Origin of the sequence: Streptomyces sp. Edi4, from assembly GCF_040253615.1 — a bacterium.
Taxonomy (GTDB): Bacteria; Actinomycetota; Actinomycetes; order Streptomycetales; family Streptomycetaceae; genus Streptomyces.
The window spans coordinates 2,733,394-2,750,435 of sequence record NZ_JBEJGY010000004.1 but is presented as its reverse complement, the minus strand read 5'-3'; the positions used below and the strand labels follow the sequence as shown (position 1 = coordinate 2,750,435).

The 17,042-nt window shown below is 71.1% G+C and carries 22 protein-coding genes; 9 read left to right on the top strand and 13 right to left on the bottom strand.

Annotation, left to right across the window (positions count from 1 at the left end; translation table 11 throughout):
• Positions 1–220 precede the first annotated feature (220 nt).
• Both ABR738_RS14455 and ABR738_RS14450 read left to right on the top strand, forming a co-directional pair.
• Complete coding sequence (locus ABR738_RS14455; protein ID WP_350230385.1) at positions 221–814, top strand: hypothetical protein; 594 nt, start codon at positions 221–223, stop codon at positions 812–814.
• Positions 815–885: 71 nt separating this feature from the next.
• On the top strand, positions 886–1,254 hold the full coding sequence (locus ABR738_RS14450) for a helix-turn-helix transcriptional regulator (protein ID WP_350230384.1): 369 nt from the start codon (positions 886–888) through the stop codon (positions 1,252–1,254).
• 232 nt (positions 1,255–1,486) lie between these two features.
• On the opposite strand, the gene ABR738_RS14445 is transcribed toward ABR738_RS14450, so the two are convergent.
• Positions 1,487–1,843, bottom strand: coding sequence for a PRC-barrel domain-containing protein (locus ABR738_RS14445; protein WP_350230383.1), 357 nt, complete (start codon positions 1,841–1,843; stop codon positions 1,487–1,489).
• A gap of 221 nt (positions 1,844–2,064) precedes the next feature.
• On the opposite strand from ABR738_RS14445, the gene ABR738_RS14440 reads away from it, so the two are divergent.
• Positions 2,065–2,451 (top strand): STAS domain-containing protein, encoded by a 387-nt coding sequence (locus ABR738_RS14440; protein ID WP_350230382.1) that lies wholly within the window; start codon positions 2,065–2,067, stop codon positions 2,449–2,451.
• Positions 2,452–2,664: 213 nt separating this feature from the next.
• Here ABR738_RS14440 and ABR738_RS14435 read toward each other — a convergent pair whose 3' ends face one another.
• Both ABR738_RS14435 and ABR738_RS14430 read right to left on the bottom strand, forming a co-directional pair.
• Positions 2,665–3,147 (bottom strand): Asp23/Gls24 family envelope stress response protein, encoded by a 483-nt coding sequence (locus tag ABR738_RS14435; protein WP_502964085.1) that lies wholly within the window; start codon positions 3,145–3,147, stop codon positions 2,665–2,667.
• A 181-nt stretch (positions 3,148–3,328) separates the two neighbouring features.
• A complete protein-coding gene (locus ABR738_RS14430) occupies positions 3,329–3,754 on the bottom strand; it encodes an ATP-binding protein (RefSeq protein ID WP_350230381.1) in 426 nt (141 codons plus the stop codon).
• A gap of 646 nt (positions 3,755–4,400) precedes the next feature.
• Between ABR738_RS14430 and ABR738_RS14425 the strand changes: the two genes are divergently transcribed.
• From ABR738_RS14425 to ABR738_RS14405, 5 genes are all read left to right on the top strand, one after another.
• Complete coding sequence (locus ABR738_RS14425; RefSeq protein WP_350230380.1) at positions 4,401–4,736, top strand: MerR family transcriptional regulator; 336 nt, start codon at positions 4,401–4,403, stop codon at positions 4,734–4,736.
• Positions 4,737–4,836: 100 nt separating this feature from the next.
• On the top strand, positions 4,837–5,241 hold the full coding sequence (locus ABR738_RS14420) for a porphobilinogen synthase (RefSeq protein ID WP_350230379.1): 405 nt from the start codon (positions 4,837–4,839) through the stop codon (positions 5,239–5,241).
• A gap of 6 nt (positions 5,242–5,247) precedes the next feature.
• Positions 5,248–5,601: an SPDY domain-containing protein gene (locus ABR738_RS14415; RefSeq protein ID WP_350230378.1), complete on the top strand. Its 354-nt coding sequence runs from the start codon at positions 5,248–5,250 to the stop codon at positions 5,599–5,601.
• 106 nt (positions 5,602–5,707) lie between these two features.
• The gene (locus ABR738_RS14410; protein ID WP_350230377.1) at positions 5,708–5,998 is read left to right on the top strand and encodes a hypothetical protein; all 291 of its coding nucleotides are present in this window, start codon (positions 5,708–5,710) and stop codon (positions 5,996–5,998) included.
• Between the two features lie 15 nt (positions 5,999–6,013).
• Positions 6,014–6,832, top strand: coding sequence for an SPDY domain-containing protein (locus tag ABR738_RS14405; RefSeq protein WP_350230376.1), 819 nt, complete (start codon positions 6,014–6,016; stop codon positions 6,830–6,832).
• Between the two features lie 651 nt (positions 6,833–7,483).
• Here the strand turns inward: ABR738_RS14405 and ABR738_RS14400 are convergent.
• The 3 genes from ABR738_RS14400 to ABR738_RS14390 form a co-directional block, all read right to left on the bottom strand.
• Positions 7,484–8,182: a hypothetical protein gene (locus ABR738_RS14400; protein WP_350230375.1), complete on the bottom strand. Its 699-nt coding sequence runs from the start codon at positions 8,180–8,182 to the stop codon at positions 7,484–7,486.
• Between the two features lie 79 nt (positions 8,183–8,261).
• Positions 8,262–8,663, bottom strand: a complete 402-nt coding sequence (locus tag ABR738_RS14395; protein WP_350230374.1) for a hypothetical protein — start codon at positions 8,661–8,663, stop codon at positions 8,262–8,264.
• A gap of 467 nt (positions 8,664–9,130) precedes the next feature.
• Positions 9,131–10,867 (bottom strand): relaxase/mobilization nuclease domain-containing protein, encoded by a 1,737-nt coding sequence (locus ABR738_RS14390; protein WP_350230373.1) that lies wholly within the window; start codon positions 10,865–10,867, stop codon positions 9,131–9,133.
• Positions 10,868–10,951: 84 nt separating this feature from the next.
• Between ABR738_RS14390 and ABR738_RS14385 the strand changes: the two genes are divergently transcribed.
• Complete coding sequence (locus ABR738_RS14385; RefSeq protein WP_350230372.1) at positions 10,952–11,437, top strand: hypothetical protein; 486 nt, start codon at positions 10,952–10,954, stop codon at positions 11,435–11,437.
• Between the two features lie 9 nt (positions 11,438–11,446).
• On the opposite strand, the gene ABR738_RS14380 is transcribed toward ABR738_RS14385, so the two are convergent.
• From ABR738_RS14380 to ABR738_RS14350, 7 genes are all read right to left on the bottom strand, one after another.
• Positions 11,447–11,917 carry a plasmid mobilization protein gene (locus ABR738_RS14380; protein ID WP_350230371.1) on the bottom strand — a complete coding sequence of 157 codons (471 nt, stop codon included), beginning with the start codon at positions 11,915–11,917 and terminating at the stop codon, positions 11,447–11,449.
• A 158-nt stretch (positions 11,918–12,075) separates the two neighbouring features.
• Positions 12,076–12,312, bottom strand: coding sequence for a hypothetical protein (locus tag ABR738_RS14375; RefSeq protein WP_350230370.1), 237 nt, complete (start codon positions 12,310–12,312; stop codon positions 12,076–12,078).
• Between the two features lie 87 nt (positions 12,313–12,399).
• Positions 12,400–12,591 carry a hypothetical protein gene (locus ABR738_RS14370; RefSeq protein WP_350230369.1) on the bottom strand — a complete coding sequence of 64 codons (192 nt, stop codon included), beginning with the start codon at positions 12,589–12,591 and terminating at the stop codon, positions 12,400–12,402.
• The gene (locus ABR738_RS14365; RefSeq protein WP_350230368.1) at positions 12,588–14,195 is read right to left on the bottom strand and encodes a hypothetical protein; all 1,608 of its coding nucleotides are present in this window, start codon (positions 14,193–14,195) and stop codon (positions 12,588–12,590) included. Before ABR738_RS14365 ends, ABR738_RS14370 begins: the two co-directional genes overlap by 4 nt.
• The gene (locus ABR738_RS14360; RefSeq protein ID WP_350230367.1) at positions 14,192–14,833 is read right to left on the bottom strand and encodes a WhiB family transcriptional regulator; all 642 of its coding nucleotides are present in this window, start codon (positions 14,831–14,833) and stop codon (positions 14,192–14,194) included. Before ABR738_RS14360 ends, ABR738_RS14365 begins: the two co-directional genes overlap by 4 nt.
• A 163-nt stretch (positions 14,834–14,996) precedes the next feature.
• Complete coding sequence (locus ABR738_RS14355) at positions 14,997–15,704, bottom strand: zinc finger domain-containing protein (protein WP_350230366.1); 708 nt, start codon at positions 15,702–15,704, stop codon at positions 14,997–14,999.
• Positions 15,705–15,706: 2 nt separating this feature from the next.
• Entirely contained in the window at positions 15,707–16,603 is an 897-nt protein-coding gene (locus ABR738_RS14350) for a helix-turn-helix domain-containing protein (protein WP_350230365.1), read from the bottom strand.
• Positions 16,604–17,042: the final 439 nt, after the last annotated feature.

Below are 17,042 nucleotides of genomic sequence, written 5' to 3'. Positions count from 1 at the left end.
AAGGGGAAGCTGACGCGGCCCCGACGCCGGGCGGGAATCGGGGCCGCGGACGGCACCGGCCCGCCGTGGGGGGCCCAAGCCAGTGCACGCGTCACCACCACCAACGCAGGGGTGGCCGGAAGGACACGGGACACGGGCCACGGTCTGCGTACGGAACGTCTCCGGCGTACTCACCTCACCAGAGACCAAGATTCTCTCTGCTCCTGCGGTCCATGGTGGGGTGTCGGCAGACAAGCGCCGGGCGGCCGTCGAACGGCTGTCCCGGCTTCGGGAGGACGAGGCGCTGACGGCCGCGCAGGTGCACACGGTCGCGGAGGGCCTTGAGGTGCCGGAGCGGACGGCGTGGCGCCGGCTCGCGCCGCCGAAGCCAGCCGCGCCCGCCGTCCGCCCGCGCTACGAGCTGAGCGAGACCGACCGGGCGGTGCTCGCCTTCTACCGGGGCAAAGTCGCCGCGGCCCTCCGCGCCCGGCGCGCGGTGACCAACGGGTACGGCACGACGGCCGGGGCGCCGGTGCCCGGCTTCCTCGCCGAGAGCAGACAACCATCCCGCCCGCCCGCACCAAACACCGCCTCCTCTTCACCGCGAAGGGCCGCGCTCGGGTCCGGCCACGGCCGACCGGTCCGGTCCCGCAACGGCGACGGCCCCGACGCCGGGCGCGGAGTCGAGGCCGTCACCTGCACGCATCCTGCCGTGGGGCGCCAGGACACGTGCACGTGTCGCGACGTCCAACGCGCCGCACGCCCAAAAGTCACTGACCCCTCGCCTCCGTCCACTGATCCAGTCTCCGAGCCCCGGGGCTCCCTGCGACCATGAGGGAGGGCGGTTTCCGGCATTGCTTACTGTGTATGCGGGGCCGGGAGCGCAGAGAAGGGCGTCTGATCAGGATGAATCGCCAGCAGGAGGGGCGGTGGACGTTCTTGACCAACCACGCCAGGGTGCTGCTGGTCATCGCACGCGACCCCAGCGCACGGCTGCGGAACATCGCCGCCTGCTGCCAGATCACCGAACGAACCGTCCAGGCCATCGTCGCCGACCTCGAACGGGGCGGCTATCTGCAGCGGCACCGGGTCGGGCGGCGCAACCGGTACACCCTTCATCTCGACGCGCCGTTGCGGCACCCGGCGGAAGCCGGCCTGACCGTCCGTGCCCTCGTGCGGCTCGCGGTCGCGGGCGGACACCCCGTGCGCGAGGAAGAAGGTCGGCGTACAAGTGGACGTGTTGAGGGCTCCGGCACGGTGGGCAGTCACGGGTGAGAGTAGGGGCCGCGCGGTGGACGGGTGAGTCAGCGCAGGGGGCGCCGGCCAGAGCGTTTCCACCGCAGGGCGAGGTAGACCAAGTCCGCCACGAACAGCAGGATGGCGATGATCAGCAGGTAGAAGAGCCCATGGGCGAGGGCGCCGGTGAAGCCCAGGACGATCGCCGCGATGAGCAGGAGCAGGAACAGGACCTGACGCCAGCGCCTCCTTGGCCTGGGTACGGGGATGCTCAGCGGCGGGCGAGCTGCCGCTCGCCGTTGGCGCCGGGCTGGTAGGCGAGGTTGTAGTGCTCGAAGATGGCGGCCTCCTCCGCAGCGGGCAGCACGTCGTCCGTGCCGATTGGGGGGCACTTCTTGACCAGTGCCTTGTCGTAGGCGACCTTGACGTAGCCCGGCCCGACGATCGCGTCGTTGAGCGGCACGAAGACCAGGTGGTGACGGGTGGGCAGACCGACCTGGACGCTCGCCATCGCAGGCTCGTCGGTGCTGGTGTCCACGTAGACCGCTTCGAACGTACCGATCTTGTGCCCACCGGGGTCGATGACGTCGTGCGTGCGCCACTCCCGGATATCCGCTGCCTGGATCATCCTCACGTCCCTTCGCGCCGCCCAGGCCGGTGGCCTCTGTATTCTCAGCCTGCCCCCGCCTGCTCACTTCCACCAGCCTGGGCCCGGCCCCGGATGAAACCGGGGGCGGTCGGCGGCCTGCCGACAGGGCCTTCCGGCGGGTGTGGACACGGCGGGCAGCCGGGGGGTTTCCTGGACGCACGGCCCGACGAGCCGTGTGCCCCACGTCGAAAGGGGTGGCGATGAACGAGACGATGGCCCGCGTAGCTCTCACAGCCACCGGACCCGACATCTGCCGCGTGAGCGTGGCTGGTGATCTCGACGTGGTGACGGCCCCCGAGATCCGTGACGCCCTCCGCGAGGCCGTGGCCACCCACCAGCGGGTCGACCTGGACTGCTCCGGGCTCACCTTCGTTGACTGCTCCGGCCTGGGTGCGCTGCTGGCCGCCGCCCGCACGGCGAAGGCCGCTGGCAGCGAGCTGCGACTATGCGCGGTCCCGCGCGCCCTGGCCCGGCTGCTGAGGCTCTCCCACACGGACAGCGCTTTCGCGATCGAGCAGACACCTGTGCATGTAGCGAAGCCGCCACCGGGCCGCAGTGCCGCTGCTGACACTGCCGCGAACCGCTGAGGCTGACTGACCGCAACGACGATGCCCTGCTTCCCGGCAGCCTGCACACAAGCGAACGCCAGGTCGCCGAGCCACTCTGTCGAGATGTCGGGATCGCACAGGGCAGAGGAGCTGCCCCGGCCGGCGACGCCTGTTCACCCGGGCTGCGGCTATCGTGACGCCGTGTCTTCGGCGCCTGACTCCGGGCCTGCCGCTGGGGGCTGGGCAAGGTGGTCACTGCACGCGGCCCTCGGCCGTCTCTTCCTCTGCTTCGTCCGGGAGGTGGACGTCGTTGACGGCGATGTTCACCTCGACGACTTCCAGGCCGGTCATCCGTTCGACTCCGGCGATGACGTTCTCGCGGACTTCCGCGGCGAGGTCGGCGATGGCGAACCCGTACTCCACGACAACGGCGAGGTCGATGGCGGTCTGGATCTCGCCGACCTCGACCTTGACCCCGCGGGTTACACCCGCGCGCCCGCCGGGGACCATGTCCCGCACCGCGCCCATCGTGCGGGCGAAGCCACCGCCCAGGGCGTGGACACCCGGTACTTCCCGCGCCGCCATCCCGGCGATCTTCTCCACCACGCCGTCCGCGATGGTCGTCCTGCCCCGGCTCGCCGCCGGTGCGTCCGCCCCGGTCTTTCCCTGCAAGGTCCTTGCGCCCGAGTCGCGGGACTGCGTCTTGGTCTCGGCTGTGCTGGTCGCCTCCGTCACAGGAAGCCACCTCCTCGATCAGGCGGGCCCACCACGAGCCCGGCGAACGTACCGGCCCCCTTACTACTCCTACCCGCCAAGGGCCGCCCCCGCTCGTTAAACCCCCCGGGACAAGGCCCTGCGCTCAGACACCCCACCAGACAATTCCTGCTGCGCAAGGTCACCTGAGCGCCGCGATGGGTCAGGCCCCCAGCCGGGGGAGCTGGGCGTGAATCGTCTTGCCCGTGCCGGGGCCGGGGGTGATGGTCAGGTGGGTGGTGAGGCGGCGGACCATGTGCCAGCCGAAGCCGCCGCTGCCACCGTTGAGGTCCGGGGTCCGTTCGCGCGGAGGCGCCGGGCTGGGATCGCTGACTGCGGCGGCCACCCCGTCTGCCGTGGCAGACAGTTCGAGGGTGTACCGGCCGCCACCGTGCCGCAGCGCATTGGTGACAAGTTCGGAGACCACCAGGACAAGGGTATCGGCCGTGGCAGGGTCCAGGGCCGGGACGAGGCTGTCGGTGAAGGCACGGGCAGTCTCACGGGCCCGGCGGACACTGTCGGTGCTCTCGCCCCGCACCACGGTCGGCGCGGAGGATGCCGGAGCGATGGTGATCTTCGTGCCGTTCATGCGCGTTCACCCCACCTGTTATCGGTTGTGCCGCTTTGCAGTGCCAGGCCGTATGCCCTCTCTGCCGGCCTCCACACCTGACCCCCACACGTCGGGGTCGGGCTTTCCGGTGCCCTTGACGGCAGAACACCGCCATCGCGGCACGCAGAAAATCTGTCATGACGGGAGTAGACATGCGCGATCCCGGGGGTTAACGTTTTGCCCGTAGCCAAGAAGTCACGAAGGCTCGGCAGACACGAACTGCCGAGCATGCAAGACCGGTAGGTAGTGGCACGGCAGTGGAGCGGCGGGGCCGGAAGGGTTACGGGGTCCCCTCGCTGGCTGCCGGGCCGGGCGGCTCACAGGGGCCGCCATACGCAGGACCCGCAGGTGCAAGCAGCTGGATCGGAAAGAAGAGAAGGAGGCAGACGCCATCAGGATCGCCCGGGTGAGAACGTAGTCGGCCCGGGTACCGCAGGCCCCGGAACGGAAGGTGGTCCCACGGTCACGTATACGCGATCCCCGCACGCATCCCCCTCTCCCGGGAGAGCGAGCGGAAAGAGAAGCCCGGCATCGCAGTAAGCCGGCAGATGGTGTTCAAATCCCTCGGGGCCCTGGTGCCGTACGGCACCAGGGCCCCTCGATGCGTTCCCCAACGGAGGTGCGAATGACCGCAGAAAACTCTCTAGGTCGTCTCGATGACGACGACTACCCCGCCTACACGATGGGTCGGGCCGCCGAAATGCTCGGCACCACCCCCGCCTTCCTGCGGGCCCTTGGCGAGGCCCGCCTCATCACCCCGCTGCGCTCGGAGGGCGGCCACCGCCGCTACTCCCGCTACCAGCTGAAAACCGCTGCCCGCGCTCGCGAACTCGTCGACCAGGGCACTCCGGTCGGCGCCGCCTGCCGCATCGTCATCCTGGAAGACCAGCTCGAAGAAGCCCAGCGCATCAACGAAGAGCATCGTGGCGCTGTCAGGCCGCACGGCACGGCGGACGCCTGATCCGGCTGCCACGAAGCCGACAAGCACGTACCCGTTGACCGCACCCGGCCGACGGCACTCTAGCGGCCACCGGCCGATGCCCACGCTCATGGTGCGGGACGTGCCCAGCGCGGTCGCGGCCCTGGAGTCTCTCGGCGTGAAGTCGGTGAAGATTTTCGCCGGCTCCCGCATCCGGGATGCCCGCGCTTCGCAGGGCGCATCCCCCACGGGCCTGATGGCCCGTTCGATCCGGGCGGCGAAGAAGGCCGCGCCCGGCATCGCTGTCATGACGGAGACGTGCGTGTGCTCGCACAACGACTCGGGCGAGTGCTGGCTCGCGGACGAACGTGGCGCCATGGACCTGGAGGAGACGACCGAGGTCATTGCGGCCCCCGCCGGGCTGAAATCAATGGCAACGGACAGTTCGCCGGGGGCAGACAGGAAAGATCCACGAAAGACTGGCCAACGCGGCCAGAGGCATGTCAACGTAGACGACCTCGCAAGAACCCCCAGGTCAGAGAGGTGATTGCCCGTGACCGTGGCTCCCGTTGGCCCCGGTTTCTCCACCAGCATCGAGGCCCTGCGGCTGCGCGAGTGGCAGCTCGGCCCGGGCCAGCCCACGCTCGTTCTGGACCAGTTCTCCGCCGAGGACTTCCACCTGATTGTGGATGACCGGGCGGACGTGCACGTCAGCAGCAAGGACGGCCGCTTCTACCTCGGTTGGTTCCCGCTCGGCCGCCCCGGCACCGATGGCGAGGGGTGGAAAGTCGCCGTCACCGGTACGGCGAAGGTCCGCGGCTACCACCTGTCCTTCGACACCGAGACGCCGGCCGATATCGTCGCCGCCGCTGTGGCGCGCGTGCTGGAGACCTCCCGGCGTGTGTAGCACCGGAGTCTCGAGTTGGAAGTCCTCCCCCGAGGGCGGCTCTCCAGCTGCTGGCGGCATGCCAGTTCCACCGCTCACCGCTTTCCCTCACACAAGGAGGCTGTCCGTGACGCACACGGAGATGACCGTCGGCGAACTCATCGACCTTTTGACCGACTGCGACCGGAGCGCTCCGGTACGCCAGGCGATGAACCCCTTCTTCCCGATGGCACATCGCCTCGCGCAGGTCGTGCAGTCTGTGGACGAGACCGGCCAGCCCGTCGTCTACCTCGCCGAAGGGCGGCAGGAGGACACACAGCTCGGTCATCTGCCGCCCGAGGTTGCAGTCGCTCTGGCCTGGCAAGGCCCGGTCCAGGCGCCCCCGCGCCGCGCCCGCCGCAGTGCCGGCGGCAAGTAGAACCGCACCTAGCCTTTGGAGGCGCCCCTGTATCCCGACTTCCCGCTCGGCCCGCCCGCCCCGACCAGTGCCCAGTCCGCGTACTGGGTCGGTCCCCGGCACTTGGCCGGTGACGACGGTCGCCTCTACGACGCCGTCGCCGACACGCTCGCCGGCCTTGGCTGGACGAACCTGACGATCGTCCGCGGGCGACACGAGCCGGACGAGGCACCGGAGGACCGGCAGGTCCTGCGCAGCACCGTCCTGCACATCAGCCCCGACACCCTCCGCTGGGCCCAGTGGGTCCTGGCGGACGAGCCGTTCCACCTGGGGGAACTGCCGATCGCCTGGCAGGTCTCCGCTCGCGCGGATACGAGCAGCCCGCTAGCCGCGTGGTCGGCCTACTTCACTCCCGACGTCCCTGGGGAGGTCCTCGTCGACTTCCTCGTCGCACTCGACGCCCGAGACCAGCCCGCCGTGCCGCTCGCCGGCCCCGACCTGGTCCTCGACGCCGTCACGGCACACGGCTGGCTCCGCGACATCGACCAGCCCCAGGCGGGAGCGACAGATCCCACGTTCACCTCGCACATCAGCCTCGGGGAGGTGCCGCCCCTCATCCAGGACGCCGACCCGCGCGCCCTGGCCACCGAGGCCGACGAGGCGGGTCTGGCCGGATGGCAGGCATGGGCCGAGCCCGCGCTCGGCGCTCGGTGCCTGTGGGCGGTGTCCTTCGGCGCCAGCGCGCCCCACGACCTCGTCGCAGCGTTCGCCGCCTCCCTCAGCTCGACGGCACCGGTCCTGCGCCGCGTGCTGCCCGAGGCCACGCGGGAGCGACTCCTGCGCGCGCCGGCCTAGCGTTCGGCGGCGCTCCTCCTTCCGACGTAAGTAGCCCGGTCTTCCCGAATGGGAAGGCCGGGCTTCTTGCTGCCCCTCGGGGGCGAATATGGACTGTGGAAGTCGGTGGAGAAATCCGAGGTGCGTCATTGTCCGAGGGACGCCCGTTGGATGAGCACGGGGTGCGGGGTTACGCGGCATAGGCGCCTACCTCCGGATCCGGAGGTGAAGTGGGGTGAAGTAGGGACGGCGCGGCGTAGCGGTGGATACTGCTCGCGTGGTATGGCCCACGCCTCAAGTGGGGCAAGGTAGCCAAGCTTTGGCGTAGCGGTGCCGTTCGCCATGTGGTATTCAGTGAGCCGTTGAAGTGGGGCAAAGTGGCTAAGGTATGGCGTAGCGGTGCCACGTTCCCGTGCGGCTGAATAGCGATATGCGTCGAACGGAAGAGAAACAGCAGCCCGCACTTGAACTCCGCTGCGGTGGATTACATGTGATCGTCCAACGTGTCCCGGGGTGGCTGGTGGCAGCCCTCGCCACGACCGCGGGAAGCGGACTCGCAGCATGGCTCACGGCCCGCTAGGCACCTCCCGGGCCGTTCAGCACCATGCGTCGCACAGCCCTGCTGCCCCCGACCGGGTCTTCGGTCGGGGGCAGCAGCATGTCGGCAGCCGGTTAGCTGGCCGTTGTTGCTTTGGCGAGGGCCTTGTCGAGGTGGCGGTCGACGAGGGCCGGAGCACCGGAGACGATCAGCAGCAGACTGCCGTCGCGGACCGCGGTCTGCTTCACGACAGTGCTCTGCCCACCGGTGGAGAACGTCAGGAGCTGGCTCCACTGCTCGTCACCGCGCTGGTGGGGTGCGGTCAGCTTCTGCGAGGCCATATCGATCGCGGTGCCGCCCGCGACGACCTGATAGGTGGGACAGTCGGTCATGGCGTCGAAGATCCGGTCGATGCCGGCGGACAGTTTTCCGGCGCTGTCGCTGTACAGCTCCTCGGAGATCTCCGAGTTGCTGCTGCTGGCATAGGTGAAGGCGGCCTTCGCTTTGCGCGGGAAGGTGAGCGGGCCGCCGGTCGCCGCATCGCCGCCCAGCTCGCTGAGGGCCGGGCAGCCGACGACGGTCACGTCGTGCCGGGACGGACGCTCCGGCTTGCGCAGGTACCCGCTACCGAGGTCACTCTCGTCGAGCAGGCGAGCCTCCAGTGCGGCCGACGACAGTGGAGCGCCGTTCTGGGCGGCCCCGGCCGGCTCCCCGGCCCGGGCGGCGGAGACGGTATCGGGTTTGGCCCCGGTGGTGTCGGTGGAGCAGGCGGGCACGGTGAGGAGCGTGACGGCGGTGAGGCCGGCGGCGGTGGTGGCGACGCGAACGCGCATGGTTGAACTGACCCCTTGGTGCTAGGCGACGGGTGGTCAGTGCGGGCTCGTGAGCCCGGTGGGGTCGTAGGAGTGGGGGTCAGTGCCCGAGGTGGCGCAGGCAGTCCTCGAACGTGGCGTGCGTCGCGTCCGCGGGGCCGGTGTGCCGGTTGTACCAGGCGGTGTCGAGACGCGTCTCCTGCTGCTGGTGGCCCGCCCGGCACCGCAGCCAGATCTGGTCACGGGTGGAGAGGATGAGCCAGTCCCGGTACGCGCCGCACTCGGTGCAGGCGACCATGTCGCCGTCGAGGACGAGCGGCTGCTTCCAGGCCGTCATCCGGCCGTCGAGCTGGTCGTGGCTGGGCACGCGCAGCTCCGGCGGAAGGAAATCGTCGACCACGGTGGCCGGCCCGGCATGTGCCAGTTCGGCCCGCACCTGCTCGACCTCCGGCGGTACCCGGCCCTCAAGCCGCGCCGACAGCTCGAAGTACCGGCGCTGCATCTCGCTGGGCTCCGCAACCCGGCGGCGTATCCGGTGAAACACCCTGACGTCCTCCTCGTCTCGTCCTGCACGCGTCATGATCGTGCCCCAGGTCCCCGGCAGGTTCAATTCACAAAGTCAACAGTCATGTCCCTAGGCCAGGAGGCGTCTTTCACTGCCCGACGCGGAGGATTACGAGTTGGCCACGGCACGTGCCGCGGGAGGCGGGGCGGCGTTTCCCCGGTATGCCCAGTCCGGCTTCGCCCCCTGTTATCGTCCAACTGCTCGACGCCTATTGGCTCGATTCGTCGTTTCTGCTGCACTCGTCTTCGTGTAAATGCATCGGCGCCAACGCTCCGCAGCACGGGCCGCCGCCCCGCCGGGTGCCGGTGTGGCGCACGGTCATGCTGTGGATCGCGGGCGGAATGGTGGTGGTTTCCTTGCTCTCGGCGGTGCGCTGAGTCTGCGGCCGAGCGAATCGGCAGGGCTCAGCGTGTGTTGCCCCCTGCCTCTTCGCCGCGATGCCGGCCAGGTGAGGTGGGACGGGGCGCCGCCGGATGCATGGCGGACGGGCCCTTCACCGTGCCGTGTTCGGGGGCCCCAGAGGCGTCGGCAGGCAGATCGGCCAGACGCCGCAGCCGCCACACCAGCACGTCGCTCACCGAGTCCGCGGTGTCGAGTTCGCGGCGCTCTACGGCGTCGGACAGGAGGGTGGCCGGGTCGTGGCCGGCGGCTTCGGCGTCCGCGATGGTCGCTGCCAGTGCGTACCAGCCGGGCTCGGCGAGGATCTGCTCGGCCAGGCCCGGCAGTGCCGCGCGCAGGAGCACCGTCTGCCGTTGGAGCAGGGGCCGGTTCAGGCGCCGGCCGCGCTGGTAGAGGACTCCGAGGGGTTGGACAGCGGCGGCCTGGTAGGCGGAACGCAGGTGCTCGGCGGCTTGGCGGGCGGCGGCGGCCTGCTGCGCGTGCCCCTTCTTCGCGTGCCAGTGCATGGTGGCGGTGATCAGGAAGAAGAGCATGTCGATGGCCATCGCGGTCGATGCGCCGTCTTCGCCGCGGCCGAGGGCGGGGCCGCCGTGTACGAGGTCGCGGGCGGCCTGCCGCAGCGCTCGGTCGTGCCCGCGCTCGGCACGGACGTGGGAGCGGGAGGCGCGTTCGAACGCGAAGGCGGCGTCGCGCAGTTCGCGGCGGGTGTGGGCGGCGGAGGTCTTCGCGAGCGCGTCCAGGACCTCGCCGGCCGACGCGATGTATGCGGCGGCGACCGCGTCGTCGCCCTGCTCGACGATCGTGATCGCGGTCCAGACGGCCGATGCGGTCCGCCGGCGCGCGGCAGACGGGCTGTCCGGTGTCGCGCGGCCGGGGCTACCCGTTGAGGGGGCCTGGTCGGGGTGGTCGGCGGACCAGCGCTCCCGGATCCGGGGCAGGGACAGGTCCGGGGCGAGGCGTGCGCCGGGGTAGAACACGGGCTCGTCGTCCTTGTTGCGGTCGTCGGGAAGGGCCACCTTGTATCCGAGCAGGTCGCCGGAGGGCGCCTTGCGCGTGCGGATCAAGAGGCCGGCGGCGGTCAGCCGGCCGAAGAACTCCTCCTCGTTCCGGGCGCCGGCCGCCGCGCGGCGTACGGTCTCGCGCAGTTCTTCCCTTGCGGTGCGCTCGCGGCCCTGGCGCTTCGCCTTGTGGCGCTCGGCGCTGGTGGGGCGCTTCGCGGCGGTGCCGTCACCCTTGTTGAGGCGGCGCAGGCCCAGCTCTGCTTCGAGGGCGCGGGCCTGGGCCTGGACGCGGGCGGCGTCGTTGTCGAGGTCGGGTTTGTACCCGTCTTCGCGGACGAGGGTGGCGATGATGTGGATGTGGTCGTCGGCGTGCCGGACGGCTGCCCACCGGCAGCCCGCTCCCGTCTCGGGGTCGTCGATGCGGGCGGCGGCGACCATGCGGCGGGCGACATCACCCCACTCCTCGTCCGTCAGGATCCGGTCCTCGGGACCGTTGCGCACCGACAGGTGCCACACGTGCTTCCTCGGTCGCTGCGCTTGGTCGATGTTCTCGACGGGCTGGTCCAGGAGCTGCTGGAGCTGCTTGAGGGTCGCGGAGGCGTCGCGGCCGGGGTCGGGAGCGTTGTGGTCCCAGGAGGCGACCAGGTGCGGGTCGGTGTGTTCTTCGAACTTTCCCGGCCCGTACAGGTAATAGAGGAGGCCGATGGTGCGCTGGCCGCGCTTTTGGATCCGGGGAATCATGCTGCTGTCCTTGACCGATTGATCAACTGGCGTGGCCAGTGGGAAGGTGGCGTTCCAGGTCCTCGTGGCGGGAATGCCTCACGGATGAACTGGGTATCGCCGCTTGCCGCGCTGGTGGGAGTTCTGCTTGGGGCCGGCGCGACGGCGCTGGCGGATCGGCGGCGGTGGCGCCGGGAGGCGGTCACGCGCCTATTGGAGTTGCGTACGGCGCTGTATGCCGAGTACCTGGTCGCGATGGAGGAGACGGGGCGGGACCTTCTCCGCGTGCTGAGCACCACGGCAGCCCAGGAACGTGCAGGGGCCGCCGCAGCGGCCTTCGCCGGCTTCAACCTTGGCGGCACCCGGCAGCGGATCCACGTCCTGGCCTCGACGGATGTGGTTCAGGCGGCCGACGCCGTCTTCTACGGTCTGAGGCGTGCGCGCGACTATGTGGCCACTGCGGACCCTCGGGACATCCAGGGCCTGCGCGTCATGAGGGACGAGGTCGGGACGCTGCGCGACCGGTTCCAGGAGGTCGTGCGGCGCGACGTCCGTGCCCTGCTGTCCGGCAGGGCCTCGTGGTCGGTGTGAACGGCGGGTTCAACGCCGTTCCAGCAGGTTGTCGGTGGCCACCTGCACGCGGGTCACGGCGCGCTGGACTGCGGCGACGACCGTGTCGATCTCCGTCGGCTGGCCACCGGAGTTGATGGCACGGGCTACCTGGTTGAGGTTGTTGCCGACTTGTCCGAGGCTTCGGCGGGCGGCGAACAGTTCGGCGATCAGTTCGCGATGGCCTGCGACAGCGGCGGCGGTGTTGTCGAGGTCGTGCGCGGCTGCGAGTCCGCTGCGGGCCAGAAAGGCAGGCAGGCTCGTACGGGTCGCTTTGGCAGCGGCGGCGAGCAGGGTCTTCTCGTCGTCGTTCAGTCGGACGCTGCACACGTAATCGCGTTTGTGTGCAGGCGGTTTCGGTGAGCGCTTGCGCGAGGTTGTCTTCGCGGCGCGGCGTTTGCGCGGCGACGGCTTCTCCTCCGGCTGCGATCCGCCCTCGGTCGCTGCCTCGCGGACCAGCACCCCCCGGTGCTGGTCCGCTCCCGCCACCCCCGGGGCGGGTTCTGGCCAAGACACCTTCCCCGACGGGGAAGAGTGTCTTGGCCGATAACTTGCTCGCCCCGAGACCGAGTTGAGGTCACGAGCAGGTTCCGGGGTGGTGCCGTTCTGGGGCGGGTTCGTCATCGGGATTCGGGCCTCGTGGAGCGGACGCGGTGCTGGATAGTGGCGGCGAGTTCGACGACGTCGGCCGGTCCTGTGAGGACGCGGACGGGTCCGTCGGGCTGGTGCTGGACGAGCCACTGGCCGGTCGGGGCGAGGACTGCGGCGTGCAGGAGGTGTCGGCGGACCAGGACGTCCGCCCAGGCGCCGGCCTCGGCGGTCGTGGGCTCGGATGAGCGAGTGGGGCGCGGGATCACTGCGTGTCTCCTGGAGCGGGGCGGTGGCCCGGCACGGAGCCGGGCCACCTGTTGCAGATAGGGGAGTTGAGCTGCGGCTTTGCCGGTTCAGCCGCACTCGGGGCAGCGCCCGACGTGGCTGCTGAGTGCCCGGGCCATCCGCGCCTTCGCCGACGCGGCTTGCTTCGCGCTGGACTTCGCCGCCGGCCTGCCCTTGTGCCGTTCGGAGTGGGCGATCATGTAGCCGATCTCCCGCTCGTACTCCGCACGGACGGTGTTGAACTGGTGGCAGGTCTTCATCGGGCGGTGCTCCTGATCTTTGTGGTGTCTTCGCTCCGCAGTTGCTGGAGGACGAGGCTGAGTCGGTCGTTCCGGCCGCCCTTGAGGCCCTCGCGCCGGAGGATCTCCCGTAGCTGGACCCGGGTGACGGCTTCGTTGCCGTCGCGTGCGAGCAGGGCGGGGACGTGGGGGAGGACCTGCTGGACGAGCTGGTCCACGGACTGTTCCGGCTCGCGCGGCGGGCGCTGCGTCTGCGGGCTGCGGGACCGGCCACTTCGCTTGCCCTTGCTCTTGGCCTTCGTGGTCGGCTTCCGCCGCAGGGGAACCTTGTGTCCCCGGTCCCCGGTGGGCTCGGTCCCCGTGTCGGTGTCGGTCGGTCCCCGGTCCCCGGTGGGCTCGGTCCCCGTGTCGGTGTCGGTCGGTCCCCGGTCCCCGGTGGGCTCGGTCCCCGACTCGGTGCCCTTCGGTCCCCGGTGCGATACCTGGGCCTGAGCAGGCACTTCAACCGCAGGGCAGCCGGTCCCCGCGTCACCGTCGTGTCCCTCGTTGGGCTCCGGCTTGACGGGTTCGGTCCCCGTGCTGGTCTCCGCGTCGGGCCTCTCGGTCCCCGTGCCACTCCCCGGGTCCTCGCCCCCTGTCCCGGGGACCGGCCCCCTTTCCTTACGCGGTCCCCGGTCCCCGATCAGTTCGGCGGGACCGGGGGGACCGACAGCGGGGACCGGCGCGCTCGGGGCCTTCGGCGAGGGGACCGTGGCCGCCGTGGCACTGTCATGCGGCGGGGACCAGGGCGAGGGCAGCGGGACCGTGGCGAGCGCGAGTGCGTGTCGGCGGGCGGCGAGCTGGTCGAGCAGCTGCGCGCGCTGGAGGGGGTCGGTGCCGACCGATGCCCTGCCGACCGCCTTCGACAGCCGCCGGGTGAGCCGTCGGCCGCGCCAGCTTCGCTGCTGCTCGGGCGTGCGCTCGGCGAGGCGGGCGGCCAGGGCGACCGCGCGGGTGGTGGCGCGGTCGCGGGTGATCTGCGCGGCGTCGCGGTCTCGGGCGGCGATGCCGAGGCGGGACAGCAGGCGTTCGCGCGCCTCCCGCCCCAAAGCGGCGAGCAGGCCGTGGGACGCGGCGCCCGGGGTGCGCAGGCGCAGTTCGATGCCCATGGCGAGGTGCCAGAGCATCGCCGCCATGATCGGGCCGACGAAGGCGCGGACCGTGCCGCCGACGGGGCCGCTCTCGGCATAGGCGGGGATCACCTGCACGCCGGTGATGACCCAGACCAGGGTGCCCGGCAGCCCGGGCGCTCCCTGGGTGGCCAGGTTCTGGCGTGCCATCAGCGCGGTCGCGAAGAGCGCGAGTTCGGCCGCGGCGAACATGCCGACGCGTTCGGCGGTGCCGGCCATGTCGAGGTAGTCGGCGGCGAACCGCCAGCTGGTGTCTGCGCTGTAGGCGGTGCAGCCGAGCGCGGCGAGGGCTGCGACCTTGACCGCCGGGCTGCCGAGACGTTTCTGCGGTCCCGTGTCCCGGCGCCGGATCGCCCAGGTGGTCAGCATCAGGGCGAGGGCGGCGACGGGTACGCCGATCGCGAGGAGGAGAGGCAGGTCCGGAGCGGCACCGAGGGACAGGATGGGGCGGGTCATGCGGCCTTTCCGAGAGGGGCGTGCGCCGAGGTCGACGCCACCGGACGGGACACCGGCTGCTGTGTGCCAGGCTGGGCGGGTGCGGGGCTGCCTGTTGTCGGGGCGGTCTTCTTCCGCTTCTTCTTGGGCCTGGGTACGCCGTAGGTGCGGTCGCGGTCGAAGACCTTGTTGGCTGCCTGCCGGAGCAGGTCGCGGGCGTGCTTGTGGCTGATCTGCAGGGCGGCGGCGAGCCGGTCGGTGCGCCAGCCTCGGACGTAGGCGTGGTCGATGACGACCTGGCGCTCGGCCTCGGTCAGGTGCACGTCGCGTCCATTGAAGAACGCGCTCACGCGCCGGTAGTCGAGGCGCTGGGGCAGTCCGTCGTGCCAGGGGCGCCGCTCGGCCTCGGTGAGGCCGCCCCAGACGCCCTCCTTGAGGACGTTCTCCAGGGAGTAGTTGAGGCAGTCGCGGCGCACCGGGCACAGGCTGCACAGCTCCTTGGCCTCGGCGATGGCTTCGTGGTCCCGGGGGAGCGGGAAGAATACGGCGTCGGCGTCTTCGGGGTCCATGCCGTGGCATACGCCGCGGGTTTGCCAGCTGGTGTCGCCGATGGCGCGCAGGCCGGTGGGCGGCGCGTCGTGGGTGGTGATGTGGCGCAAGGGTGGTCTCCGATGTGCTGCCGCGTCGGCCGGTCAGGGCCGGCGGCGGGAGGACGCGGCGTCGGGTGCCGGCTGCGGCGCGAGGGCCTGCGCCGCAGCCGAGGCGGGACGGTGGTGTGGTGGCGGTGCACCGGATGGGGGATGCCCCGGCGTTGGGCGCCGGTCAGGCCATCGCCGGCTGCTGGGCCTGCTGGCTCTGCTGGGCGGCGGCGATGTCCAGGCGGCCGGGGTGCGGGGTCGCGCGCGGGGCGGTTCCACGAGCTCCGCCGTCGGGGCCGATCCTCCGGCGACGGCACGGCTCACCGGGCTGGGCCAGGCACCACTCGCACCGCACGCTCAGGGCGTCGGGCTGCCCCTTGGCGACGGCTGCCTCGCGTGCTGCGCGGGCTGGCCGGTAGGGCGCGAGGGCCGCTCGGGTGGCGGGAGGGATGCAGGAGCCGATCTCCCGCAGCCTCGCCTCCAGCTCCGGGTCGATCCCGTCGCGACCGCTGGTGATCGCCCGGGCCTGCGCAGGCTGGGCGGTCCCGGTGGCGACGGCGCGTCGGGTGCCGACCAGCTCCGCGGTCCAGGCGGCCTGGTCGTCCGGATCGACGGACGGGGTGGGGTCGGTGTGCCGGGCCAGGCGGTCGCGCCGGTAGCTCTCCCACGGGCGGGCGACGTCCGCGGGCAGGATCTGGTACGGCGAGAGGCGGACGTGCTGGCGGGCGGCGACGCGGGCGTCCCAGCCGTGCGGCGTGGCCATCGGCACGTCGCCGAGCAGCTCGTGCCACTGGGCGAGCTGGTCGCGGGCCTCGCCCTGGTCGGTGCGGATGGTGCGGGGGTCGAGTCGGCCGATGTAGGCCAGCAGGGCGGCGATTTCGCGGCGATCCACGGTCAGCCCTCCGTTCCGGTCGGCTCGTCGAGGGCGGCGAGGAGGGCGGCGGTGTGGGCCTCGGCGCGGGTCATGCCGCCCGGCGCAGCGGAACCTCCGCCGGGTACGGCGTAGAGGTTCGGGCGGCTGGGGGCGTGCTCTCGGGCGATCCAGGAGCGCCAGTCGGCAGCCCAGGCCCCCGCCGCCCGCGGCTTGAAGTCGGCCCGATGGGCACGCCACTTCGCGTCGGCTGCCTGCAGGCCCTCCGCGCCGAGGCGGTCGAGATGTCCCTGCTGGCGGGCCCAGGCGTGGGTTGCTGGGTCGACCTGCCACTCGGCTGCCGGGGTGACGGAGGTGCCACTGCTGCTGTACCTACGGTTCACCTTCGGTTCACTACGGTTCTGGGGTGTGGAATCCGTACCTTCGAGGGTGCGGATTCCTGACCGTCGGGGGGTCGGATTCCGTCGCGAGGGGTCGGAATCCGCGCCGGTCGGATTCCGTGGCGAGGGTGCCGAATCCGTGCCCTTCTTGGGCCAGATCCCGTACCGCTGGAGCTTCTCCGGCTCCAGCTCGGGCACCGGGTCCGCGTCGGACGGCTCGACGTGTGCGTCCGGGTCTTCCTTCCTGGCCGCGTCGAGCTTGGCCTGGAAGGCGGCGGCGCGGGGCAGGCGGTAGACCGTGGCACGTTGCGGGCCCTGGTAGTCGTCGAGCAGTTCCAGCTCGTCGCCGTCGGCCAGAGCCCGCAGAGCCGCGCGTACGGCGGTCCGCGACGCGTTGGTCCGCTCGACCAGGCTCGTCATCGAGGCCCAGGCCACGCACTGCTTGTCGGGAACCCGGTCGGCGATCGACAGCAGGACCAGGCGTGCTGTTCCCCGGCTGGAGCTGTGCTCCCATACCCACTCGCGGGCATCGACGCTCATCGGCTGCTCCCGCTCACGAGGCGGGGCCGGCAGCTCGCCGGAGCCGTGGCGGTGTCTTCCGTCCCGGGGCGGGAGAGTGCCGGGGCGGAGGTGGCTGTCGCGCAGGCCAGGCGGATGGGCCTTTTGCGCAGGGCAGGAGGCATGCAAGAATCCCCTTTGCAGTGTTGCCACGCTGACGCGCCCGGTGGAATGGGATCAGCGTGGTGATGGTGGGCAATCGCCGCCCTTGCCGGGGTGGTTATGCCGTCAGGCGTTCGGCGTCCGGGAGTTCGCTCTCGGGCGCCGCCGCTGTTTTCGGACCTGTGCGGTCCGGTCCGTTTGCCGCTCGCTCCTCGCATTCGCAGTGCCGGGCGGGGTTGCCCGGGGGACGACGAACATACGCACGGACCCGCGTCAAGATCCAGAGTTGGTTCTTAATCTCTGTACTAGTTGCAGCGAG